Source organism: Phyllobacterium sp. 01N428 (genome assembly GCF_056399405.1).
On record NZ_JBFTRH010000001.1, the window covers coordinates 903,262 to 926,229 of the forward strand.

A 22,968-nucleotide genomic window follows, 5' to 3' on the forward strand; every position below is an offset into this window, starting at 1 on the left:
CCTACCTCACCGTGCCAAATTTCCTCATTACTCGCCCAACAACGTAGAGTTCGTCCGCCTTCCAGGATTTTGTCTTATGGCGCGGATTGTCCGAGATGACGGATACGAGTGTTTCCTCGGCACCAGGTTCACTTGAAACTTCAAGACGTTTAATAGCGAGGCCGCCGATCTCATCAATGATCGCGTAAAGGCCATCGGGCGAAGGGCGGCGATGACGAGTGTCGATAAATACGACGTCGCCTTCATCAAGCGTAGGTTGCATAGAATCGCCTTGAACGGGGAATATCGCGATATCCTTTGCGGCGAGTCCCAGCGTAACGAGAATCGCAGGCGGAAGTTTCCAGTAGTCCTTCACTGATTCTGCAGAGAAGGTCATTCCGTGTTTGCCGGGCACGCCTTCATTAGTGATGGCCAACCCGCCGGCGCCCATACCTGCTGTTATGTCGATCTGAGGGGAGCTCCCGTCCGGAGCACCATTGAATCCTGTTTCAGATCCAATGGTCATTCCTTCATCATGTTCGCGATTGGGATGATGATGATCGTCGGGATCAAAGCTCGATACCAATCTGGGTCGAGACGAAATGGGTCGCGTCGCAAATTCAGGACCGGCCAACTCCCAAACCTCTTCTTTGCGGATCGCAGGATCCCCTTTACCCAAAACAGCATTTTCTATCTTGGACACGAGATCGCGCTTCAAGTAGCCGCCGGAATACTCAACCGCACTTTCGTAACGTTGAACACTGGATGCGTTCTTATATCCGAGAGCCTTGGCGAACTCGGTCATATTTAGCCCGGCCCGCGTTCGGAGTGCTCTGACCCGTCCGGTGATTGATTCCGCTGAATTATCCATGGTGCGTATGTGCGCACACAGTTTTTACGTTTTCCACGTTGACATGCTTTACGGTTAATGCGTATATGTACGCATAAGATGTGCGACGACAGGAAACCATCTATGCAAACTCCCGCAGAATATGTGATCGGAAAGTTCGGAGGTCTGACCAAGACGGCCAGGGCGATCGGCGTACCGATCTCCACAGTTCAGGGATGGAAAGAGCGAGGCAAGGTTCCTCAAGAGCATTGGCTGCCGATGATTGATGCTGCTCGCGATTGCGGCATGACGATCGAGGTGACTGACTTTTTGAATGATCATGAAGTTCCATCCTCCGAGGTGGCGGCGTGAGCAACAAAGCGCGAAAGAAGATGCAGCGTGCCGCTGCGAGAGCGCCGGGATGGCTCCGAACAGGAGCCTCGGCAACGTTTGATCCGCAGGGCACGCGCAAGTTTTCCATTTTGCTCGGGCGAGGTTCCGCCCGTGAAAACAATTCCAACTGCATCGGCTTTTGAGTTTGGCGACCGTTTGTCCGCTGCAGCTTCATCTCAGTTCCTTTCAAAACCCCATCGTTTCGATGCCTCAGAACGTATCGAAGGATGGGAAGAATGTACGGCAAAAGAGTTTCCGAAAACGGAAAAAGGATTTCCGAGGACAGCATGAGTACAACCGCGTTAACCGAAGCAAAACAATGGGCTGATGCACTGATGGAAGCCGAATGGCGCGGTCGCAAAGACCGTGACGGGCCTGTCAGATACCGGCTTTCAAAGAAGACGGGCGTTCCCGAAAGCTATCTCTACCGACTTCAATACAAGACTGCAGAGATGAAGGACGTGGCCGGTTCAGTCTACCGGTCACTGATGCTCGCATACGAGGATATGTGTGAGCGAAATGAGAAGGCCGCCGACGCGATGCGCGAGCAGCGGCAGACACTAAGGATCACCAATGAGGCTAATCAAAAGTCTGCTTAAGCGGGCTCGAGAATGGCTGCTGCTCGAATGGGAGAAGCGGCAACAACGTAGAAGGGATTGAGCATGTCGACGACTGGACACAATTCGAAGGAACTCACCGAAACCGAACGGAAGGCTTTGTTCTTCCACCATATGCGCAAGCGCATCGCGCACAATGCAGTCATCGAGGAAGTGAACGCGGCGAAAAAGGCCGACGCCAAGCTCGCCCAGGCTGACAAGATCGTGGTCGGCGATCTCGATTACGCGATCAAGACCCTCAATGCCGAGGACAGAGTTACGATTACCGATCGCTTCCTTGCCCACGGCGAGGTGCTGACATGGCTCAATGTCATTCCCGGCTTTCAGTCCGACTTGCTCCGCGACCGGGCGCCGGCGATCGAGCGTATCGAAGGCGAGGGCGAGCTCGCTGGTCTTGCTGGCAAGGATGCGATCAGCCCCTACGACAAGGGATCTAATGAGGATCTCGCCTGGCTTCGCGGCTGGGACAAGGGCCAAGCCATCATGCGCGACAACCTCCAGAGCGCGATGGAGAAAATCAACGCCAAGATCGCTGGCGAAGATGAAGACGACGACGAGGCCGGTGATCCGGACTTTCCGGCCGCAGCGGAGTAGCGGCAATGGACGACATTCAGGAACGGGCCAAGCGCATCGTAGCTGTCAGTCCAGCGCTGGCCCGAGAGATCGTGAAGCAATATCGCCATGAACCTGTCGGATTGACCAAGCGCCAAGCCAACGCGCTGCAGTTCTTAAAGGACTTCCACGACAAACACGGCATCGCGCCAACCTTCCGGGAAACCGCGGAGGCGCTCGGCGTTGCGCCTTCGGCGGCGTTCAACATGGTTCATCGGCTCGAGGAGCGCGGGCATATCCAACTTATGTCGAATCGTTGTCGGTCGATCGTTCTGCGCGAGGACGCGGCATGAACGACAATCGCACGCCAGTTAGAGCCTGGGAGATTGTCGTTTTACTGATCGCATCCGCAATTCTCGCCAGCCTCATCCTCCTCCCATATGTCGCGCTCGAGATGCAGCTATGAACGCGCCTTCCGCACGCGGGCTGTTTCGCGCCACCGGCAAGAAGTCAAAGCCGGTTGTCCAGCGCAGTCTCGACGGCTCCTATGAAAAGGTTGAGCACCTCGAGCGCGAGACTGAGGATTTTTACCCGACGCCGCCAGAGCCTACCCGAGCACTGCTTCACGCCGAGATCGAGCGGCTGCGTGACTTCCGCACCATAGCTGAGCCGGCCGCCGGCGATGGCGCCATGGTCCGCGAGATGGAAGCCCTCGGCCTCGATGTATTTGCGTCCGATCTGGTCGATCGCGGGTTCGGCGCGGTGATCAAGAATTTCTACGACTTCACTCTCGAGACGTTCCCGTCATACGCGATCGTGACCAATCCACCTTTCAATGAGTGCAACAGCCGCGACGGCAAGGGCCGTTGGATTTGGCACGCGTTGGAGACGCTGCAGGTCGAATATATGGCCCTCTTGATGAATTGGTCATGGCCCGGCGCGGGCGGCCACGAACGGCTCTGGGCGCAGCATCCACCGGCGCGTGTCTACCTGATGCGTTGGAAGGTCGATTTCACCGGGCAGGGCGCTCCGCCGATGCTCAACGCCTGGTTTGTCTGGGATCGCAAGCATAAGGGCGAGACCGTTCTCCGCATGCTTGATCGCCATTCCGATGCTCGCCAAAGCAGCCTTTTCGGGGAGGACGCCGCATGAGCACCGACAATCAACTCCACACTGATAAGCGCTGGAGGGCGGTGCTTGAATATCGCTCCGATCATGGCGTGGTCGACGTCGAGCATTTCTTCGAAGAAATAGCAGACCTTCACGCAATCATCGAGCGCGGCCCCAATTGGGCATGCCTGCTCAAATGCACCGTCACCTTGAACATTTCACTTCCCGGTTTGGAAACCCTCACGATTGAAGGGGAGAAGCAGCTTTGAACCTCGCTTACAACCAGAACCGTCTTGATCATCCTCTCGACCGCTCGTTGCTGGCCTACTTCTATGACCGCAAAGGCAAGTGGATTGATAGCAACGTGGCGATGAAAGCCTGCGGGTTCGACAGCCCGACAGAGCATCCGGTCGGCGCATACGTCCAGTTCGCGCACTCGGTCAACCGCATAAATCGCGAGATCGCTTATCACGGCCTGAGCCTCATCCGGTCGGAAGACGCTCTCGACTTTTTCAGCCTTCAAAACGCAGTGGAGTATTACGGTGCACAAACTGGCGCTTGATCCATCAACGGCCTTCGGCTGGTGTCTCTACCTCGATAAAAACGAGATGCCCGAGCGCGACGAGCCCTACGCAATCAATGAACTCCTGTTCTATGGGACATGGAACCTCGGGAAAAACCTTCGCCGCGGTCAGTTCTATCTCAAGCTCTGGGAATGCCTCGCCGACCTTCGCCGGTCACATGGCATCGACGAGCAGGATCTCGAGATTGTCCTCGAGGCCGAGGCTTACGGCGCCCAGCGCTCGGAAGCGTCCAGACAGATGGCGGGGGGATGGCTGACCACCCTCGAGATTATCTCCGAGCGCCGGCGGCTCACCTATCCCCGCACGGTTACGACAACCGGTTGGCGCGCGGCATTTATCGGTGTCACTCAGGCGCCGAAGGCTATCAGAGACACAAAGGAACGGCGCGACTGGCTCAAGAAGGCCGTTCTCGCAGAATGTGAGCGGCGCCGGCTGTTCCCCAAGAACGACAACGAGGCCGACGCGATCGGAATCATGTTCTGGATGGTCCAAGGCGGGAAGAAGCGCCAGGACCGGCTCAAGGCTGAAAAGAAGGCCAAGACTGCCGAGAAGCGGGCCCAGAAGAAACTCGACCTGGCGGTGGCGGCATGAAAGAGCTTCGCGTTCTCGTCGCTTGCGAGTTTTCTGGAACGGTGCGTCGGGCATTTGCCGCAAGAGGGCATGATGCTTGGTCATGCGATCTGCTGCCGGCCGATGACTGCAGCAACAAACATATAGTCGGCGATGCTCGCCACATACTGAATGATGGCTGGGATTTGCTGATGGTCGCCCATCCACCTTGCACTCGACTGTGCAATTCAGGAGTTCGCTGGCTTTCAGTGCCGCCACCGGGTAAGACTGCCGAACAGATGCAGGAAGAGCTTCGCGAAGGTGCTTCGCTGTTCTCGGCATTCTGGAATGCACCGATCGACCGGATATGCGTTGAAAATCCCGTCATGCATCGGCATGCGAAAGCACTCATCGAGAATTATCAGGAGCCAGCGCAATCGGTCCAGCCGTGGCAGTTCGGCCATGGCGAAACCAAGCGCACATGCTTTTGGCTCAAGAACCTTCCCCCACTGACACCGACGAATGTAGTTGAAGGCCGCGAGCAGCGCGTTCACCGCATGCCGCCCAGTCCCGATCGTTGGCGCGAGCGCTCCCGCTTCTTCCCCGGCATTGCCGAAGCGATGGCCGACCAGTGGGGCAGACCATTCCCGACAGACTTGTTTGAGGCAGCCGCATGAACGAGATTTGCAACATCGAGGTTGAACAGCTTCTCCTCGGCGCGCTCCTGATCAATAACGAGGCCTTCGGTCTTATCTCAAGGCAACTCCTCCCCGAGCATTTCTATGAGCCGCTGCATCGAGCCATCTACGACAATGCGTCGAAGATGATCCGCGCAGGCAAGGTAGCGAACCCGATCACGATCAAGTCGTATCTCGACGAGAACGCAAAGGTCGGTGGTCTTAGCCTGGCGCAATACCTCGCCAAGATGGCGGCAGAGGCCATGCCGGCAATGATGGCGCCGACTTATGCCAACGAGATTTACGATCTCGCTGTCGATCGGTCGCTGATCAATGGTGCCGAGGATCTCATAAAGGCAGTCCGGAACCGCGCGCCCAATGTGAGCCCGAAGGAACTCGGCGAGCAGGCGATGTCGGCAATCTCGAGCGCCCTGTCGGATGAAGACACGATCTATGGTGCGACTTCGTTCGCGGATGCTCTCGACGACGCGTTGGCAGGCACAAGCACGGCCTACAGCGGAAAGAAAGCGGTCGGCGTCACGTATCGGCTACCACCACTCGAGCGCCTCGTCGGCCCGCTTTGCGGCGGCCAGTTGATCATTCTCGGCGGCGCCACGAAGCAGGGTAAATCGGCGCTCGCTGGTCAGATTGCCATGGGCGCGGCCACCGAGGGCACGCCGGTGTGGTGGTATTCCGGAGAAATGACGGCGATGGAACTTGCCATGCGCGAATCCAGCCGCGAGACGAAGATATCGGTCAACCGCCAGAAGCGCGGCAAGGTGCAGGAGGCAGAGTACGAGCGCCTCATGCAGTTCCGGAACGACAACCGGGACAAGCCAATTTACATTCAACAAAAGCGCTTGACGCTCGACATGCTGGTCGAGCGGTGTCGCAACTTCGTCCAGAAGAAAGGCAAAGGCCTGATCATCATCGATCACATAGGCCTGCTCGATCGGAGCAAGAACGAGAAGAACATGGCGGATTGGGAGTTCGGCCAGGTTGCCACAATGCGGCTCAAGCAGTTGGCGCGAGAGTTGGATTGTCCCGTCATCGGCTGCGCTCAGTTGAAAAAGAACGTGTTCAGCGAGAACCGCGGCCCGCTCAATGAGAAATTCCTCCAGCAGATACTCCAGCGCCGGCCGCGCTACACCGACCTGATCGGCGCCGTCGAGCGAGATGCTGATCACGTCGTCATCCCGTTCCGTCCCTCGGTGTTCCTTATGGAGCATGAGCCGTCACCAGGCACTGAATTGCACGGCATATGGGAATTGATGGTCGCCGACCAGCAGGCAAAGGCAAAGCTCGTCCTGGCGCTGTCTCGGGAAGCCAGATGGCCGGCCGATGTCGACGTGGGCTGGGACGGCCCAACGACCACGTTTTACGAGGTGGGCTCGATGTCGAGTGAGCCCAGCAGCTACCGCAACGAAGTTTTGGTCAATCCCATGGGGCTTCTATAAATGAACCGATACGCATTCTATGTTCAAGAGCTACTGCCCGGCCAATGGCGGGCGATGGTGCGGTTTGCTAAGGATGGGCAGCCAAATCCCATCATGGCGAAGGGCAATAAGCCGGAAATCTACAGATCCGAGCCCGAGGCGTATCGAGCGCTTCACCGAGAAGTCATTGCATATTTCAATGGAGACTATCTGAGGTGCGGGGAGACGATCTCGAAGCGGGAGGCGAATATCCGTCGAGCAGAGAGAATATTCGTGGGTGGCGGCAAGGTCATCCCGATCGAACGGACGAACGTAAAGGCGTGATGATGTTTTGCTATGAGCTTTCTGACAATGGCGTTTGGGAAGCTGTGGTCTATAGGACCAATTTCGGGGGACCGTTGCTCGATGAACGCGTGCGATCGTCGTTGGTCCGCGTCCCGGCCGATTGCATTGGAAGCGACGGGGAGCCGATGTTCGGAAGACTGCGCGAGCGGTTTCCGCTTGAGGTCGCTGATGGCTAAAGGAAAGCTCGATGCGCTCCTTGATGGCTTGGGGATCAAGCTCGTGCCGGTATATCGCCGTCGTGCCGCGGCTCAAAGCCACGCCCGCGGCACGATGCATGAGATCCGGAATCAATACGGTGACGGCCACCTCATCTTCGTTCTTCGGTGCATAAAGCAGACAAAGAACAATCGCGATGAGCTGTGGAGTGAGACCATCGGTGCAATCTCCGATATCATCATTCAGCGTCCCGATTGGGCGGAAAGGGCAGGTGAGCTGCTCAATGCCTTCGACAACATCCGTTTAGGTGTCCTGCGTGGTGAAGCGGTGGCAAGACGTCCATGGCCAGTTAGACCATCACTCCGCGTCCTGATTTACAAACAATTGGAGAGCATTCTCGATGAGCCAGAGCACCGCCTTGCAGTATGACATCTCCGAGCAGATGGCCGAACTTTCCGACATGAGCCTTATCGTCAAAGGTCGTATTCTGGAGGCTGCCGATACAATTGCACACATGGACATCGGTGGCCTACGTCCGGCAAAGATGCGCACTTTCTGGCCAGCGATCACGCCAGACCCGGCCTCTTACGGATACAACGATTTTGTCGTTCCGTATCGGCCTTCCAGTGATGCAATCTCCCGCGCCGAGGAAGTGAGCTATGGCTGGATGCTGAAATATGTGCATGATGATGAACGTCGCATAGTCCTCGGCAAATGGGCTATGTGCATAGCAGTGCCCCGAGTGGCCGGCTCGTTCAGAGAATTCTGCAAGAAAACGGGCAGAGTTCGTAGGACGGCAGAGCGGCGCATAGATACTCAGATCATTGAGATTTCAGCCGCGATAAGAAAAAATAGTCAATCGTTACAAGCACCTAACTGGTTTAGGGTGTCGCCACTGATGCCAAATCAGGCTAGTGATTTGGATAAGATGAGGTCATCTGTGCATTGGATGGCCGATGACGCCAAGCCCAAGGGCCACGCCCATCTCAGACAGGTGAAATAGCCCCGCTTCGGCGGGGTTTCTTTTTGGAGTAGTGGCATGAACTTCTTTGAAGCGCTTGCCAGGCTCGAACTATGGGTGTCACTCAAACATGCTGAACGCCTGACCATTGATCAGGCCGCCGAGATGATGGCTTTCGTTGCAAGACTGCTTCGGATGCAGAGTCCGGCGGTGCTGCCGCAGATCAGGCTTGATACGGGAATGACCAGCCTTGGTCAGTTCATCTTCGACATTCAGGTGGTCGCGCTCAAGCGCTGGAACGGCGGATGCTTCGATCAGGGCGTCGTCGTTCACGAACTGGCGCACTACGTCCAGCAGTTCAACGATCGGCCATTCTGCGAAAAGCAGGCCATTGAGGTTCAATGCCGCTGGCTGCAGTCGATCGGCGCGTATCCTGAAGATTATCCATCTGCTGCTGTTATCTTCCGACTTACGGGAGACGAAGAGTTCGCGAAACTCGATTGGCTGGAGGCAGCATGAAACGGTCGTCGTCTCCACCTAATAAATAAGCGGCGCTCCTTTGACCTACCCAACCCACGATAGGAACAAGTCTTTCAATCGTACCGGATCGCCGGAAACAGCCGCCGCGAACATTCATGTACGGGCTGTGAATTGGGAAAGTGGGATTAAACCAGATGGCATTGACCACCCTCAAGCCTAAGGTCGGGATGATAGCTCCTCGCCTCAAGCGATATGCACCAGGCAACGAAGCAGAGCGCTCTCAGTATAGGGATGACACCCAGCCTTGGCGTAAGTGGTACAAGACGGCTCGTTGGCAAAAGCTGCGAATGACTATCCTCGTCCGTGATCTATTCACCTGCCAGATGTGCAAGAAACTGGAGATCAACACCTCGCAGTTGGTGTGTGACCACAAAGAGCAGCATCACGGTAACGAGGAAGCATTCTGGTCAGGTCCATTCCAGACCCTATGCAAGCCATGCCATGACAGCACCAAGCAGAAGGAAGAGAGGCGGAGAAGCCCCTCCATCTAGATCACTTCTTCTTCTTCAATCTATCTGCGGCCTCATTGGCTGCATCCCTATCGTTGCCATGCCTTTCGATGATCTTGAGAGCCTGCTCCTTCGTGATGCCGTGCTTGTTCTTGAAATAGTTCACTTCGTAGGGCTGATTTGCAGCAATCTTGTTTCGGTCCTGTCGGCCTCGTTTGTTCGGATCATCAGCCATTTGCTTCCTCCATAACGGCATGAAAGCGCAAATGAACAATGGAACTGAAGCAATGACAAGCCCCGGGGGGTGGGTGAAAGTCCAATGCCCTCCTGCGGCTAGACCCGCGTGCCCCGCATTCGCACAATTTTTTCCGCCACATCGAAATTTCCGGCAAAGGACCGAAATGACCGAAAAAAGCAAAGCATCTGACAAGAGAGGGCGCCCGTCGTATCGGCCTTCTCTCGCGGATCGGCAAACGGTCGAGGAATTGAAGTTCGTGGGCGAAAGCGACAACGTGATTGCTCGCGCCCTGGGGATCGATCCTGACACCCTTCGAAAGCATTTCGCAGATGAGTTGGCTGACGGCCATGCGCAGCGCCGAAAAGAAGTAATCGGACTTCTGTTTAAGTCTGCACGCGAGGGCAACGTCGCGGCACAAAAAAAGCTCGAGGAGATGGGCAGGACTGCCGACGCTATCGAGGCGGTCAAGGGAGGTGAAGAGCCAAAGCGGTCGAAACTCGGCAAGAAAGAAGAGCAGCAGTTGGCCGCGAAGGGCGTCGGCGGCAAGTTTGCTCCTCCTTCGGCACCGAAACTGGTTGTCCATAACAAGTGATGGAGTGGAGTACTGGCTGTCTCGATTGGGAGGAGCGCATTGTTGCCCGGCAGTCCCTGATACCGTTCGAGCCGCTGTTTCCCGACGAGGCGGAAGCAGCGCTCGCGGTGTTCAAGTCGCTCAAGATTGTTGATGCGCCTGGACAGCCGACGTTTGGCGAGGCTTGCGAGGAATGGGCGTTCGACTTCGTTCGGGCTATTTTCGGAGCCTATGACCACGAAGCGGCCAAGCGGCATATTCGCGAATTCTTCCTGCTCATCAGCAAGAAGAACAGCAAGTCAACGATCGCCGCCGGAATCATGGTCACGGCGTTGATACGCAATTGGCGGCATTCCTGCGAATTGCTCATCCTCGCGCCGACGCTTGAAGTCGCGAACAACAGTTATAAGCCGGCCGCCGACATGGTGCGGGCGGATCCTGAATTGACGGACCTCCTGCACATTCAGGACAACTTTCGCCAGATCACCCACCGGTTGACCAAGGCGACTTTAAAGGTAGTCGCGGCCGACACCGATACGGTCGGCGGCAAGAAGGCAGCATTCGTCCTCGTCGACGAGCTTTGGCTGTTCGGCAAGAAGCCGAACGCCGACGCGATGCTGCGAGAAGCGACCGGCGGCCTGATCTCGAAACCCGAGGGGTTTGTAATCTACCTGTCGACGCAATCGGACGCGCCGCCGGCTGGCGTGTTCAAGGCCAAACTCGATTATTTCCGCGACGTTCGGGACGGGAAAATCCCAGATCGCAAGAGCCTCGGCGTGCTCTATGAGTTTCCGAAGGGGATGGTCGAGGCGGAGACTTACCTCGACCCTGATAATTTCTACATCACGAACCCGAATATCGAGCGCTCCGTAAGCCGGGAATGGCTCGAGGAGGAGATGGTAAAGGAACTTAACGGCGACGGCGACACAAAGCGAACGTTCCTCGCCAAGCACCTGAACGTCGAAATCGGCATGAACTTGCGGGCCAATCGTTGGCCGGGCGCCGACTTCTGGGAGGCTCGGGCGGACAAAACCATCACGCTCGAGCACATTCTTGAGGTGTGCGAGGTCATCGTTCCCGGCGTCGACGGCGGGGGTCTCGACGACTTGTTCGGCCTGACACTTGTCGGGCGTCATCGCGTGACGAAAGATTGGCTCTGCTGGTCTCATGCCTGGTGCCATGTCGGCGTGCTCGATCGGCGCAAGTCTATTGCTTCAAAGCTACGGGACTTTGAGAGCGCCGGAGAGTTGACCATCGTCGACGACAAACTCGACGACCTGTCAGAGATCGTCGATATCATCCGAGACATCAAGGACCGGAACCTCCTTGCCGCGGTGGCAGTCGATCCGGCTGGGCTCGGCGAACTGGTCGACGCTCTCGACGATATCGGCGTCAACGACGATGCCAAGAACATCATTGGCGCACCGCAGGGTTACGCCATGATGAATGCCATCAAGACCACCGAGCGCAAGCTTACGAACGGCACGCTGCGCCATTCCGGCTCAGCGCTGATGAATTGGTGCGTTGGCAATCTCAAGATCGAGCCGACCGCAACCGCGATCCGCGCGACGAAACAGAACGCCGGTGATGCGAAGATCGACCCGGTGATGGCGTTGTTCGACGCCGTGACGGTGATGAGCCGCAATCCGGAAGTGAAGCGAGAGCCGAAGTACCAAATGCTGATGGTCGGCTAAGGAGACCCCAAAATGAACCGTGCCTATTCAATCTTGACCGTGAAAGCGGTCGAGGAAGAACGTCGTGTCATACGCGGCACTGCCACCACACCCAGCCCTGACCGGGTCGGCGACATCGTTGAACCCCTTGGCGTTGCCTTCAAGAACCCCATGCCTCTTCTTTGGCAACACAAGTCTGACAAGCCAGTCGGCTTGGTCAAATTCGACAAGCCAACCAAGGATGGCATCACATTCGAGGCGGAGCTTCCGACCATTGATGAGCCGGGCGCGCTGAAAGACCGTGTCGACGAGGCTTGGCAGTCCGTCAAAGCTGGCCTGGTCGCCGCTGTGTCAATCGGCTTCCGCGCCATCGAATACGCATTCCTCGACGATGGCGGTATCCGCTTTGTCAAATCGGAGGTTTACGAACTCTCCTTGGTGACGATCCCGGCAAACGCCGACGCCACCATTTCACTGATCAAGTCGATTGACGCCCCCGTGCTTGCCGCGACCGGCAATGAGCCCAGGGACAGTGATCGACCTGTAAAGCCCGGCGCTTCGGGAAAAGTAGTCATCACACCAGACCCGAAGAAAGGGAAAGCAATGAAAACCATTGCCGAACAGATCGCTTCGTTTGAAGCGACCCGCGTAGCCAAGTCGGCGCGCATGGAAGAACTGATGAATGTCGCTGCAGAAGAGGGTGTGACCCTCGATGCAGAGCAGACCGAGGAATACGATGGCCTTGAAGCAGAAGTGAAGTCGATTGACGCTCACCTCGTTCGTCTTTCGGCCCTTGAAAAGTCTAATGCGGCAAAGGCCAAGCCGGTTGAAGTCAAAGACCAGCAGTCTGGTTCCGATGCTCGCGGCGGTGCCGTACCGGCTGTTGCCAAGTCCGCCCTGCCAAAGGGCACCGCATTCACCCGATATGCCATCGCTTTGGCTCGCGGTAAGGGTAACCTGATGCAGGCGGCCGAGGTTGCCAAGGCTTGGGGCGATACGCCGGAGGTCGAAACCGTTCTGAAGGCTGCTGTTGCCGCTGGCACCACGACGGATGCTGATTGGGCCAAGCCGCTCGTCGAATACCAGAACATGGCTTCCGAGTTCGTTGACTTGCTGCGTCCGCAGACCATCATCGGCCGGATTCCGGGGCTTCGTCGTGTTCCGTTCAACATCAAGATACCCCGTCAGACTGCCGGCGCTGCGGCACAGTGGGTGGGTGAAGGCAAGCCGAAGCCGGTAAGCGAACTCTCGTTCGACCAGATCACTCTCGGTTTCGCCAAGCTGGCTGGTATCGTCGTTTTGACCGATGAACTGGTTCGCTTCTCCAATCCTTCAGCTGAGGCGCTGGTACGCCAGGATCTGATCAACACGATCGTTCAGACAATGGACAAGGACTTCGTTGATCCGGCAAAGGCGGTATCGGTTGGCGTGTCGCCGGCATCGATCACCAATGGCGTAACTCCGGTCGTTGCCAGCGGTACCGATGCTGATGCGGTTCGTGCGGACGTCAAGGCGTTGTTTGCCAAGTTCCTCGCAGCCAACATGTCCATGGCCGGTGCGGTCTTTGTCATGACGGAAACGCAGGCTCTTGGTCTGGCGCTCATGCAAAATCCCCTCGGTCAGCCGGAATTCCCGGGTCTTGCTATCAACGGTACGAGCGGAGGCACGTTCTTCGGGCTTCCTGTTGTTCTTTCTGAGAACATCCCCGCTCAGGCTGAAGTTGCGGGCCCGCCTGCAATTCCTGCTGGCTCGCGCATCATCCTTGCCAAGGCAAGCGAGATCCTTCTCGCTGACGACGGTCAGGTAATGCTGGACGTTTCCCGCGAAGCCTCGCTCGAGATGGATAGTGCACCCACCAGCCCGCCGACTGCCTCGACCGTTATGGTTTCGCTGTGGCAGCACAACATGGTCGGCATTCGCGCCGAGCGCTTCATTAACTGGGCCAAGCGCCGCGCCGATGTCGTTCAGTACATCACAGGCGCCAACTACGGCGGCTGATCCAGCCATTGAAGACCGAAAGGCCGGGTTCGCTCGGCCTTTCTTCGTATTGTTCGAATGGAGGCCTCAGATGAAGCTTATTGCCACCAAGTCCATGACCTACGCCACTCGCCGCCTGCAGGCCGGTGAGCAGTTCGAAGCTGGTCCACGCGATGCCAGGCTCTTGATTGCGATCAAGAAGGCCAAGCTTGTCGATGATAAGGCCGGCACATCCGTTCCCCCCATTCCTATGCCTGAACCGGTTGGTGATCTCGCTGTATTACGCGCCGAGTACAAAGCTATTGCGGGCAAAGCTGCATTCAATGGCTGGAATGCCGAAAAACTGCGCGAGAAGATCGCCAAAGCCCAGGCAAAGGCTTGATCCATGCGAATTCTTGGCCTCACCATAACCCGCCAGAAAGCAGCGGGATCGCTATCTCCTGTCGACAATCGAGGCGGTTGGTGGGGAATTGTACGAGAGTCATTCACCGGCGCCTGGCAGCAGAACGTTGAGGTTAAGCTCGACGCCGTCCTCACTTATTCGACGGTGTTTCGCTGCCTCTCGCTTATATCATCCGACATTGCCAAAATGCGCATGCGCCTTGTTCAAAAGGACGCGAACGGCATCTGGGACGAGGTGGACAATCCAGCATTCTCACCGGTGCTGCGCAAGCCGAACCGCTTTCAGAACAGGATCCAGTTCTATACATCGTGGATGGAATCCAAGCTGATCCATGGCAACACATATGTGCTCAAGGAACGCGACCTGCGCGGGATTGTGGTTGCCCTTTATGTGCTCGATCCCTGCCGCGTGAAGCCTTTGGTTGCCGAAGATGGCGCGGTTTATTACGAACTGATGCGCGACGATCTGTCTGCGCAGCACGCCAACAACGTGACGGTTCCCGCGTCCGAGATCATTCACGATCGCTGGAACACGATCTATCATCCCCTCGTCGGTACGTCGCCCATCTATGCCTGCGGGCTTGCTGCTATTCAGGGCATCCGCATTCAGAGCAACAGCGCCCAGTTCTTCGGCAACGGATCTAATCCGGGCGGCATTCTTGTCGCTCCCGGTGAGATCAGCGACGAGACTGCAAAGCGTTTGAAAGACCACTGGGACCAAAACTACAGCGGTAAGAATGTGGGCAAGGTTGCGGTTTTAGGCGATGGCCTCAAATACGAAGCCATGACCATGAAAGCCACCGATTCTCAGTTGATCGAACAGCTCAAGTGGTCGGCCGAGACGGTCTGTTCGGTGTTCGGTGTGCCCGCTTACAAGGTTGGCGTCGGCGCAGCCCCTCTCAACAACAATGTGGAAGCGCTTGATGCGCAGTACTATGCGCAGTGCCTTCAAATCCACATCGAAAGCATTGAGCTTTGCCTAGATGAAGGGCTCGGTCTCGATCGTACCAAGGAAGGCAAGACCCTCGGTACCGAGTTCGACCTCGATGACCTGCTTCGGATGGATACGGCAACTCAGATTAAGTCGCTCGCCGAGGCGGTTGGCGGATCCATAATGACGCCAAATGCTGCACTCAAAAGGATGAATCAGCCGCCGGTCAAGGGTGGCGATACGATCTACATGCAGCAGCAAAACTACAGCCTCGAAGCGCTGAATAAGCGCGACCAAGGCGACCCGTTCGCCAAGCCCCCTCCGGCAGGAGCGCCAGCGCCAGAAAACGACAACGAAGCCGAGGCCGCCAAGGCGATGGCAGAGATTATAAAGGGGTTCGCCTAATGTTTGATGGCAAAGCATTTGGCCAAGAGGTTGTTGCGACCGTCAAAGGCTATGTCGAAAAGGCCGTGTTCACCGTCTCAGCACGAATTGAAGCTTTGGAGAAGCGCGAACCGCTGAAAGGCGAGCGTGGCATTGACGGCGAACGCGGCGCAGATGGCGAACCCGGCAAAGATGGTCGTGACGGTGTCGATGGCAAAGACGGTGCGCCGGGCCTGAGTGGCAAAGATGGTGTGAACGGTGCGCCGGGCGAACCGGGTAAAGATGGCCGCGACGGCATCGATGGCAAGGATGGCGCCCCAGGTAAAGACGGCAAGGACGGTGTCGCTGGCGCGCAGGGGGAACCGGGTAGGGACGGCGACCCCGGCCGTGACGGGGTCGATGGAAAAGAGGGCCCTCCGGGCATAAATGGCAAAGACGGCGTCGACGGTGCGCCCGGAGAGCCCGGCAAAGACGGACAGCCCGGCCGCGATGGCGTCGATGGTAAGGATGGTGCTCCGGGACTTAACGGTAATGACGGCGAGCGAGGTGCCGACGGCCGCAATGGAAAAGATGGCGTCGGTCTTGCCGGCGCTCTCATAGACCGTTGCGGCTCCCTAGTCGTTACCCTGACCGATGGAACCACCCGCGACCTTGGTCCGGTTGTCGGGAAAGACGGTCAATCAGGTGAAAAGGGTTTGGACGGCAAGGACGGTACCAATGGTAAAGATGGCGCCGACGGCCTTGGCTTTGACGATCTGGAAGTCGTTCACGACGACGAGCGCGGCTTTTCTTTCAAGTTCATGCGGGGCGACCTCGTCAAGGAATTCAAGTTCGCTGTTCCGATGATGATCTATCGCGGCGTTTTCAAGGACGGGCAAACCTATGTTCGCGGCGACACCGTGACATGGGGAGGCTCACTCTGGCATTGCGATGAAGCGACGGTAGATAAGCCGGAGGTCAATAAAGCATGGACTTTGGCAGCCAAACGCGGCCGAGACGGCAAGCAGGGCGAAAAGGGCGGCGATGGTCCAAAGGGTAAGGATGGTCGGGACGGCCGGGACCTCACTCAACTTGGGCCGGACGGGAGCAAATGGTAATGGCCGATCTTGCGACGCTGGAACAGGTCAAGCAGGGACTTCGTGTCGACGCGGATAATACCGACGACGACGCACTGCTCGCCTTGCTCATCAAGGCAGCCTCCGAACGCATTGCCGGCTACATCAAGTCAGATATTCCCGACCCTGTCCCGAATGCCGTGGCCTTGGCCACCATTCTGCTCGTAGGGCATTTTTACCAGAACACCGACAGCGACCCCGATAAAGCATTCGATCTTGGCACGCTACCGCATCCGGTGACGGCGCTGATCTATCATTTGCGTGATCCGGCGCTCGCATGATTTCGGACGGGTTACCTCTTTATATCGCCGGATGCATCCATAGGAGACACCCATGGCCCGCGTGAAATTCACGAAGAATTTTGATTATCGCCCGGTTCAGGGAACGACCATCGGTTATCTCGCCGGCATGGAAATAACCGTCAGGCAGGAATGCGCCGATCTCGCAATTGCCGCCGGCGCTGCCGTGACAGTCGAGAAGCCTCGCAAGGAGCCGATCGATGGCGAAAAAGCCTAATGCCGGTGATCTGTTCTATTCCGTTGCCTTCGGCAAGCGGGAAGAGGTCGAGGACGGATATGGCAACACTCGGGGCGCATTCGTCGAGGAGTTTTCGACCCGCGCCGCCTACATTCACCTTCGCGGCGGCGAGAGCGTGCTGGCGAGCCGCCTGGAGGGAAAGCACACGCAGGTCATTCGCGTTCGCTCTACCTCACAGACGAGGAAAATCACGCCAGATTGGTTCGCGCAGGACAAGCGCTCGCTGACCTACTTCGCGGTTCGAGACGTGACACCGGAATTGGACCGGCAGTTCATCGATCTTCTCTGCGAGAGTGGCGTAGCGCTCTGATGATCAAGGCAATCGGGCAGGACAAACTTGTGCGCAAGCTCAAGCTGATGCCGAAATTCGCAAAGGAAGAAATTCGCGCTGCCTTGGCAAAGGGTGCCGACGAGATTGTATTGCTGGCTCGATCGCTTGCCCCGAAGGACAGCGGAGCTTTGGCTCGCTCGATCGGCTGGTCGTGGGGCGCGGCGCCGAAAGGCTCCATGGTTCTGGCAAAGGCGAACGCCGGCGATCTTTCACTCGTCGTTTTTGCCGGCAGCGACGAGGCCTACTATGCGCGATGGCTTGAGTTCGGGACGCAGAAAATGCAGGCGCATCCGTATTTCTTCGTTTCCTATCGGGCGCTGCGAAAGCGCACCAAATCACGCATCACGCGCGCCACGACCAAGGCCGCCCGGAAAGTCGCCGCATCATGACATCGCCAATTCTTGAGCTACAGGGCGCCATTGTTGCGCGCTTGAAAGCTGAAGCGACCGTAACGGCACTGATCGGGCAACGCGTCTATGATGCTGTTCCGGCCACGCCAACATTTCCTTATGTGAGTTTCGGCCCGGCCGATGAAATCAGCGACGACGTTGATTGTGTCACCGGCTTTGAGATCACCATACAAATCGACTGCTGGTCGCGCTCCTCGGGTTTTCCCGAGGTCAAGCGCATCAGCGATGCCGTTCGCGCTGCCCTGATCGGCACGGATTTGACGATCGCAGACAATGCGCTCGTCTATTTCAGGCACAACATCACTCGCGTTTTCCGAGACCCTGACGGGTTAACGAGCCATGCCGCCATCAGCTTTCAGGCTTTTGCGGAACAACCCTGATTGCCATCGATAGGAGACACCAATGGCACAAGCTACGACGATTAAAGGCGGCAAAATCCGAGTCCTGCTCGGTGATGACGCGACCCCGATTGTCTACTCCGCACCTTGCGGCCTGACGCAGCGCTCGATCACGCTGACCAAGAACCTCGAAGAGGTTCAGATCCCAGACTGCACCGATCCTGACAAGGTTGACTGGCTGGGCCGCGATGCAACGAGCCTTTCGATGAGCGTCACTGGCGAGGGCGTTCTGGCTTCAGAAAGCGTTGACACCTGGCTTGAAGCCTTCGTCAGCATCGAATCCGTTCCGGTAAAGGTCGAGTGGGAGTTTCCCGCAAAAACGATCACTTGGACCGGCAAGATGCATATTGAGAGCGTCGAAGTCGGGGCGAACAACGGCCAGCGGGCGACGATCAATGTTTCCCTGCAGTCCGATGGCGAAATGGTTCGGGCAACCGCTCCATGAGCCGTGACGCATCGATCGAACTCGATTTCGGCGATGATACCTACACCTTTCGCCTCGCTTGGGGCGAATTGGTGAAGGTGCAAGAGGCCTGCAACGCCGGGCCTTATGTCGTGCTCCAGCGGCTCTACTCCCAGACATGGGAGATGAACGACATTCGCGAAGTGATCCGCTGGGGTCTCATCGGTGGCGGGCTGGAGCCCGTCAAGGCGCTCAAACTCGTCAAAGACTTCGTTGAAGCGCGCCCGCCGCTCGAATCCATCATCTACGCTCAAGCTGTGCTATCGGCCGGGCTTATGGGGGCTCCGGAGGAAAGCTTGGGAAAAACCGAGGCAGCGAGTCCGGCGGAGAGAGAATTGACGACCTCCCCAACGGAAAGCTGAGATTTGCTGCCATCTATGGCAACGGCGCTGCCATGGGCTTCTCACCTAATGAAATCGACAAAATGTCAATGTGGAAGTTCATGGCGGCGGTCGAGGGCTACGTCAAAGCCAACACGCCGAAAGACGACGGCAAACTGACTGACGCTGAAAAAGACGAACTTTTTGATTGGATCACAGGCTGATGGCGACAGATTTGGAGCGGCTCGTTGTTCAGCTTTCGGCTGACATCAAGAAGTACGAAAACGCGATGAACCGCGCCGTAGGTGTCACCAACAAGCAGATGGGCGCGATAGAGAACCGCGTCCGTCGTGCAAACAAGAGCATTTCCGCATCCTTCGCCGGCGGGTTTGGCAAAGGTGCCTTGGGTGCCTTCGCCGCTGCCGGTTCTTTGAAAGGCGCGCAGTCACTTATCGACGCATCGACGCGCATCAGCAATGCGCTCAAGGTTGCCGGCCTATCGGGTCAGGAACTCAATAAGGTCTACGACAGTCTGTTTGCCAGCGCCCAGCGTAATGCGGCGCCGATCGAGGATCTTGTCACGCTGTATGGCCGCGCAGCTCAGTCCGCCAAAGACCTCGGCGTCAACCAGGCCGAACTCCTCAAATTCACCGATAATGTTGCTCTGTCGCTTCGTGTAGGGGGCAAGTCGGCCGAAGAGTCGAGCGGCGCTCTCCTCCAGTTGAGCCAGGCGCTCGGCAATGGCGTTGTCCAGGCCGAAGAATATAACTCCCTCCTCGATGGTGCGCAGCCGTTGCTGCAGGCAGTCGCCGCCGGCCTGAAAGAAGCTGGCGGTTCGGTATCGGCGCTCACGCGCCTGGTGAAGGACGGCAAAGTCTCGTCCGAGGCCTTCTTCCGCGCGTTCGAAGCTGGCGCGGTCATCCTCGAGGATAAGGTCGGAGGATCCCAGCTTACCGTTTCCCAAGGCCTCACGCGCCTGCAGAACATCCTCATCGATACGGCCCGTGAATTCGACAACAATTCGGATGCTGCAAGCCTGCTTGCCCAGATGATCGACAAGATGGGCAAGGCGATGAGCGAGTCCGCGGCCATCATCACGACGCTGATCGGGCCGCTGCAAACGCTTCATGAGTGGGTGAGTTCGGTTACGGACGCCGCCCTCGAAATGTCGGCTGCATTCGGTGCGGCGACCGGGCTCGATGAAATCGGCCGCTCGACGGGAGCCTCGCCGTACCGGTCGCAGCGTCAAATCCAAGACCGCATCAATAATGCGTTTGGCTCCACGGCGACCGAAAGCAAGCCCGGCACGACGGCCGACATAACCGGCGGCAAGACAATCCGCCCGGTAACGCTTGCCGATTACAAGGTTCCGGCGAAGGAAAAGAAGACTGGATCGAAGAGCAAAGGCGTCCCACGCACTGCGGAAAGCCGGTTCAACGACGACATTCAGTCGATCAGGGACCGCACGGAGGCGTTGCGTCAGGAAACCGAGCTCGTCGGCAAGTCGTACGAGGAGCAGGAAAAGCGCAAGATGGCGCTCGAACTTGAGCAAAGCGCTCTCGCCGACCTGCGCGAGGAAGCCCGCAAGAAGGGCGAAACCGACCTCAACAACATCAAGCTTTCCTCGGAACAGATATCGCAGATTGATGCCATTTCGGCCGCATACGCGCGCCAGGCGGATGAACTTCGCAATGTGCAGGAAGCGCAGGACCGCGCCGAGCAGGCCGCGACCGAGCTCTATGACAGTTTCAAGAGCGGCGTCATGGATGCGATCACCGGCGCTGAAAGCCTCAGCGATGCTCTTTCCGGCATACTCAAGAAGCTGGGCGAGATGCTGTTTAACAATGCCCTGGACGCGCTGTTTGCACCGCAGACAAGCAATTCGAGCGGCGGCGCATTCGGCGGCATCTTTGGTGGTCTGGGGAAAATGATAGGATTCGACCGCGGCGGATACACCGGCAAGGGCGGGAAATATCAACCCGCCGGCATCGTCCATAAGGGCGAGTTCGTCATGGATGCGGCAGCGACCAAGCGCATAGGTGTCGACAACCTTCGCAAGCTTCAAGGCTATGCCTCGGGCGGTCTGGTCGGGTCGGCGCCGAGGATGCCGAACCTTCAATCCATCGCTGGTGGGAATGGTGGGGTAAATGTCACCTACGCGCCACAGAACAATTTCCAAGGCACCAGCGAGGAATTGGCGCAGTTCCGGCGCGAGCAGTTGAAAGACAAGCAAGAGTTCTCGGCTCGGGTCGTCGATACCGTCCGCCGTGCTCAGAAGACGAGAAACCTGTAATGGCGATCACATTTCCCTATGACCTCCTGACCGAGTTCCCCGGCTGGTCCACCGAATTCGACCTGTTGTGGCGTCAGGAACAGAGCCGCACGGCAGGTGGGCAAACGATCGTCAAGGATTTGGGTTCGCCTCTCTGGACCGCTGTGTTCCAGTCACGCTTGCTAAAGCCGAATGAACTCGATCGTTGGCGCGCGCGCTTCAAGGCGCTGGAAAACGGCCTCAATCAGTTTCGGGCGTGGTCGAAGTCGCGATGCTATCCGATCGCTTATCCTGGCGGTGTCGGCATAGGAACGGTTACGGGATTGCAGGTCGACACGATCGCGACGAGCCGCAAAGCCATTCGGATCAAGAACCTGCCGGCCGGATATACCGGCAAGGTTGGCGACTATATCGAGATTGGCAACGGCAACTTGCATCAGGTGCTCGAGGATTTCACGGCGAGCGGTGTGGGTCTGTCGCCATTGTTCGAAATCCGGCCTCACCTGTGGCCGGTGACTGCGATCAATGATGCGGTGTCGGTACTGCGTCCGGCTTGCCTGATGACGATTGTTCCTGGCTCGTTCAGTTCGACCGCCGACATCGCGACGGGTCGGGGCATCATTTCCTTTCAAGGTGTAGAGAGCCGCTGATGCGCAATATCTCTTCTGGCAACCTGGCATTGCTGCAGGCAAGGCGTCTCGTCGCTCGCGACTTCCTCTGGCTTAAAGCGCGGGCGCTCGTTACCGGCGCACCTTTCAATTATGGCTTTTGGTCCGATGTCGGCGATGTTCAGGCGCAGGTGCTCAATCCCGACACGGGGCTTGCCAACACGCGCAATTTCGAGGGCTCGGGCTCGCTTATCCAGATCAGCGACATTCCCGAGACGACGACGATCGCCGTGCGCAATGTCACCATATCGCTGTCGCAGCTTGATCCCGGCGTCGAGAACATTGTGCGCGGTTATGATCTGAAACAGGCCGGTGTCGAGATTTACCGTGGGCTGTTCGACGTGGATTCGCGGCAGTTGCTCGTCCCGGCGTTCTGCCGGTTTGTCGGGTTCGTCGATCTCGTCGAGATCAACACGCCGAAGGAGAACGAGGCCGGCACCATTGTCCTCACTTGCGCCAGCCATACGCAGGAGATGACGCGCGGCAATCCCGACACGCGTTCAAACGATAGCCAGAAGAAGCGCAATGCGAACGATAACTTCTATCAGGACGTGACGACTGTCGGCGAGACCGAGTTTTTCTGGGGCCAAAAACAGGGGAAGATCACGACAACTGGCTCATCCCGCCTTGCCAGCGCTGTCGTATTGAGGGGCGCATGATCCGGCGCGCCACGATGGCGGATAAGTTCAGGGTTCTCCTGCTCGCCAAGAACTTCCATGAGGCGTCGGGCCTGCCGATTCCGTTCAACCCGGCCTATGCCTCGATCCTCTTCGATCAGTTTCTCACTGCTACGGAAAAGGTTTGCATCGTATTGGAGCGGGACGGTGTGCAGGGTGTGCTTGCCGCTCAGGTCGGACTCTTGCCGATCGCGCCGGTTCGGGCGGCCACCGAGGTCATTTGGTGGATTGAGCCGGAATATCGGGGCAGGGACGCGCTGCACATGCTCGCGGCCTATGAGGCTTGGGCCGAGGAGCAGGGCTGTTCCTTCGTCAACATGGTAGGGCTGGGTTCCGATCCGCTCCCCACGAAGTTCTATGAGCGCCGCGGCTACATCGCCGCCGAGCGCCATTTCATGAAACCGATCGCGTCTTAGGGCAAATC

The 22,968-nt window shown here is 57.5% G+C and carries 33 protein-coding genes; 31 read left to right on the top strand and 2 right to left on the bottom strand.

Going from position 1 to position 22,968, the window contains the following annotated elements:
- Position 1 precedes the first annotated feature (1 nt).
- The gene (locus tag AC1DNI_RS04320; RefSeq protein ID WP_477690948.1) at positions 2-784 is read right to left on the bottom strand and encodes a S24 family peptidase; all 783 of its coding nucleotides are present in this window, start codon (positions 782-784) and stop codon (positions 2-4) included.
- Positions 785-952: 168 nt separating this feature from the next.
- On the opposite strand from AC1DNI_RS04320, the gene AC1DNI_RS04325 reads away from it, so the two are divergent.
- From AC1DNI_RS04325 to AC1DNI_RS04385, 13 genes are all read left to right on the top strand, one after another.
- A complete protein-coding gene (locus tag AC1DNI_RS04325) occupies positions 953-1,180 on the top strand; it encodes a carph-isopro domain-containing protein (RefSeq protein ID WP_477690949.1) in 228 nt (75 codons plus the stop codon).
- Between the two features lie 257 nt (positions 1,181-1,437).
- Positions 1,438-1,800, top strand: coding sequence for a hypothetical protein (locus AC1DNI_RS04330; RefSeq protein WP_477690950.1), 363 nt, complete (start codon positions 1,438-1,440; stop codon positions 1,798-1,800).
- A gap of 63 nt (positions 1,801-1,863) precedes the next feature.
- A complete protein-coding gene (locus tag AC1DNI_RS04335; RefSeq protein ID WP_477690951.1) occupies positions 1,864-2,412 on the top strand; it encodes a hypothetical protein in 549 nt (182 codons plus the stop codon).
- Positions 2,413-2,417: 5 nt separating this feature from the next.
- Positions 2,418-2,723, top strand: a complete 306-nt coding sequence (locus tag AC1DNI_RS04340) for a LexA family protein (RefSeq protein ID WP_477690952.1) — start codon at positions 2,418-2,420, stop codon at positions 2,721-2,723.
- Positions 2,724-2,832: 109 nt separating this feature from the next.
- Positions 2,833-3,522, top strand: coding sequence for a hypothetical protein (locus tag AC1DNI_RS04345; RefSeq protein ID WP_477690953.1), 690 nt, complete (start codon positions 2,833-2,835; stop codon positions 3,520-3,522).
- A complete protein-coding gene (locus AC1DNI_RS04350; protein WP_477690954.1) occupies positions 3,519-3,749 on the top strand; it encodes a hypothetical protein in 231 nt (76 codons plus the stop codon). The genes AC1DNI_RS04345 and AC1DNI_RS04350 overlap by 4 nt, the downstream gene beginning before the upstream one ends.
- Entirely contained in the window at positions 3,746-4,042 is a 297-nt protein-coding gene (locus AC1DNI_RS04355) for a hypothetical protein (RefSeq protein ID WP_477690955.1), read from the top strand. Before AC1DNI_RS04350 ends, AC1DNI_RS04355 begins: the two co-directional genes overlap by 4 nt.
- Positions 4,023-4,655, top strand: a complete 633-nt coding sequence (locus AC1DNI_RS04360; RefSeq protein ID WP_477690956.1) for a hypothetical protein — start codon at positions 4,023-4,025, stop codon at positions 4,653-4,655. The genes AC1DNI_RS04355 and AC1DNI_RS04360 overlap by 20 nt, the downstream gene beginning before the upstream one ends.
- The gene (locus AC1DNI_RS04365) at positions 4,652-5,290 is read left to right on the top strand and encodes a hypothetical protein (RefSeq protein WP_477690957.1); all 639 of its coding nucleotides are present in this window, start codon (positions 4,652-4,654) and stop codon (positions 5,288-5,290) included. Before AC1DNI_RS04360 ends, AC1DNI_RS04365 begins: the two co-directional genes overlap by 4 nt.
- Complete coding sequence (locus AC1DNI_RS04370; RefSeq protein ID WP_477690958.1) at positions 5,287-6,747, top strand: replicative DNA helicase; 1,461 nt, start codon at positions 5,287-5,289, stop codon at positions 6,745-6,747. Before AC1DNI_RS04365 ends, AC1DNI_RS04370 begins: the two co-directional genes overlap by 4 nt.
- Positions 6,748-7,239: 492 nt before the next feature.
- Positions 7,240-7,656: a hypothetical protein gene (locus AC1DNI_RS04375; protein ID WP_477690959.1), complete on the top strand. Its 417-nt coding sequence runs from the start codon at positions 7,240-7,242 to the stop codon at positions 7,654-7,656.
- The gene (locus AC1DNI_RS04380; protein ID WP_477690960.1) at positions 7,628-8,230 is read left to right on the top strand and encodes a DUF6362 family protein; all 603 of its coding nucleotides are present in this window, start codon (positions 7,628-7,630) and stop codon (positions 8,228-8,230) included. Before AC1DNI_RS04375 ends, AC1DNI_RS04380 begins: the two co-directional genes overlap by 29 nt.
- Before the next feature lie 36 nt (positions 8,231-8,266).
- Entirely contained in the window at positions 8,267-8,707 is a 441-nt protein-coding gene (locus tag AC1DNI_RS04385) for a hypothetical protein (protein ID WP_477690961.1), read from the top strand.
- A gap of 513 nt (positions 8,708-9,220) precedes the next feature.
- Here AC1DNI_RS04385 and AC1DNI_RS04390 read toward each other — a convergent pair.
- Positions 9,221-9,412 carry a DUF3606 domain-containing protein gene (locus AC1DNI_RS04390; RefSeq protein WP_477690962.1) on the bottom strand — a complete coding sequence of 64 codons (192 nt, stop codon included), beginning with the start codon at positions 9,410-9,412 and terminating at the stop codon, positions 9,221-9,223.
- A gap of 166 nt (positions 9,413-9,578) precedes the next feature.
- Between AC1DNI_RS04390 and AC1DNI_RS04395 the strand changes: the two genes are divergently transcribed.
- From AC1DNI_RS04395 to AC1DNI_RS04480, 18 genes are all read left to right on the top strand, one after another.
- Positions 9,579-10,007, top strand: coding sequence for a hypothetical protein (locus tag AC1DNI_RS04395; RefSeq protein ID WP_477690963.1), 429 nt, complete (start codon positions 9,579-9,581; stop codon positions 10,005-10,007).
- Positions 10,007-11,680 (top strand): terminase large subunit, encoded by a 1,674-nt coding sequence (locus tag AC1DNI_RS04400; RefSeq protein WP_477690964.1) that lies wholly within the window; start codon positions 10,007-10,009, stop codon positions 11,678-11,680. The genes AC1DNI_RS04395 and AC1DNI_RS04400 overlap by 1 nt, the downstream gene beginning before the upstream one ends.
- Positions 11,681-11,692: 12 nt before the next feature.
- Positions 11,693-13,657 (top strand): phage major capsid protein, encoded by a 1,965-nt coding sequence (locus AC1DNI_RS04405; protein ID WP_477690965.1) that lies wholly within the window; start codon positions 11,693-11,695, stop codon positions 13,655-13,657.
- Between the two features lie 70 nt (positions 13,658-13,727).
- Positions 13,728-14,018: a hypothetical protein gene (locus AC1DNI_RS04410; RefSeq protein WP_477690966.1), complete on the top strand. Its 291-nt coding sequence runs from the start codon at positions 13,728-13,730 to the stop codon at positions 14,016-14,018.
- Between the two features lie 3 nt (positions 14,019-14,021).
- Positions 14,022-15,374, top strand: a complete 1,353-nt coding sequence (locus AC1DNI_RS04415; protein WP_477690967.1) for a phage portal protein — start codon at positions 14,022-14,024, stop codon at positions 15,372-15,374.
- The gene (locus AC1DNI_RS04420) at positions 15,374-16,450 is read left to right on the top strand and encodes a collagen-like domain-containing protein (protein WP_477690968.1); all 1,077 of its coding nucleotides are present in this window, start codon (positions 15,374-15,376) and stop codon (positions 16,448-16,450) included. The genes AC1DNI_RS04415 and AC1DNI_RS04420 overlap by 1 nt, the downstream gene beginning before the upstream one ends.
- On the top strand, positions 16,450-16,749 hold the full coding sequence (locus tag AC1DNI_RS04425; RefSeq protein ID WP_477690969.1) for a head-tail connector protein: 300 nt from the start codon (positions 16,450-16,452) through the stop codon (positions 16,747-16,749). The genes AC1DNI_RS04420 and AC1DNI_RS04425 overlap by 1 nt, the downstream gene beginning before the upstream one ends.
- 52 nt (positions 16,750-16,801) lie before the next feature.
- Positions 16,802-16,984 (top strand): hypothetical protein, encoded by a 183-nt coding sequence (locus AC1DNI_RS04430; protein ID WP_477690970.1) that lies wholly within the window; start codon positions 16,802-16,804, stop codon positions 16,982-16,984.
- A complete protein-coding gene (locus AC1DNI_RS04435) occupies positions 16,968-17,315 on the top strand; it encodes a phage head completion protein (RefSeq protein WP_477690971.1) in 348 nt (115 codons plus the stop codon). The genes AC1DNI_RS04430 and AC1DNI_RS04435 overlap by 17 nt, the downstream gene beginning before the upstream one ends.
- Positions 17,315-17,725 (top strand): HK97-gp10 family putative phage morphogenesis protein, encoded by a 411-nt coding sequence (locus AC1DNI_RS04440; RefSeq protein ID WP_477690972.1) that lies wholly within the window; start codon positions 17,315-17,317, stop codon positions 17,723-17,725. Before AC1DNI_RS04435 ends, AC1DNI_RS04440 begins: the two co-directional genes overlap by 1 nt.
- Positions 17,722-18,126 (top strand): DUF3168 domain-containing protein, encoded by a 405-nt coding sequence (locus tag AC1DNI_RS04445; protein WP_477690973.1) that lies wholly within the window; start codon positions 17,722-17,724, stop codon positions 18,124-18,126. The genes AC1DNI_RS04440 and AC1DNI_RS04445 overlap by 4 nt, the downstream gene beginning before the upstream one ends.
- A gap of 22 nt (positions 18,127-18,148) precedes the next feature.
- Positions 18,149-18,589 (top strand): phage tail tube protein, encoded by a 441-nt coding sequence (locus AC1DNI_RS04450; protein ID WP_477690974.1) that lies wholly within the window; start codon positions 18,149-18,151, stop codon positions 18,587-18,589.
- Positions 18,586-18,969, top strand: a complete 384-nt coding sequence (locus tag AC1DNI_RS04455; protein ID WP_477690975.1) for a gene transfer agent family protein — start codon at positions 18,586-18,588, stop codon at positions 18,967-18,969. Before AC1DNI_RS04450 ends, AC1DNI_RS04455 begins: the two co-directional genes overlap by 4 nt.
- 32 nt (positions 18,970-19,001) lie before the next feature.
- The gene (locus AC1DNI_RS04460) at positions 19,002-19,151 is read left to right on the top strand and encodes a hypothetical protein (protein WP_153666398.1); all 150 of its coding nucleotides are present in this window, start codon (positions 19,002-19,004) and stop codon (positions 19,149-19,151) included.
- Positions 19,151-21,220: a tape measure protein gene (locus tag AC1DNI_RS04465; protein WP_477690976.1), complete on the top strand. Its 2,070-nt coding sequence runs from the start codon at positions 19,151-19,153 to the stop codon at positions 21,218-21,220. Before AC1DNI_RS04460 ends, AC1DNI_RS04465 begins: the two co-directional genes overlap by 1 nt.
- Positions 21,220-21,849, top strand: a complete 630-nt coding sequence (locus AC1DNI_RS04470) for a hypothetical protein (RefSeq protein WP_477690977.1) — start codon at positions 21,220-21,222, stop codon at positions 21,847-21,849. The genes AC1DNI_RS04465 and AC1DNI_RS04470 overlap by 1 nt, the downstream gene beginning before the upstream one ends.
- Complete coding sequence (locus AC1DNI_RS04475) at positions 21,849-22,526, top strand: hypothetical protein (protein WP_477690978.1); 678 nt, start codon at positions 21,849-21,851, stop codon at positions 22,524-22,526. Before AC1DNI_RS04470 ends, AC1DNI_RS04475 begins: the two co-directional genes overlap by 1 nt.
- The gene (locus tag AC1DNI_RS04480) at positions 22,523-22,960 is read left to right on the top strand and encodes a GNAT family N-acetyltransferase (protein ID WP_477690979.1); all 438 of its coding nucleotides are present in this window, start codon (positions 22,523-22,525) and stop codon (positions 22,958-22,960) included. Before AC1DNI_RS04475 ends, AC1DNI_RS04480 begins: the two co-directional genes overlap by 4 nt.
- The last annotated feature ends 8 nt before the right edge of the window (positions 22,961-22,968 follow it).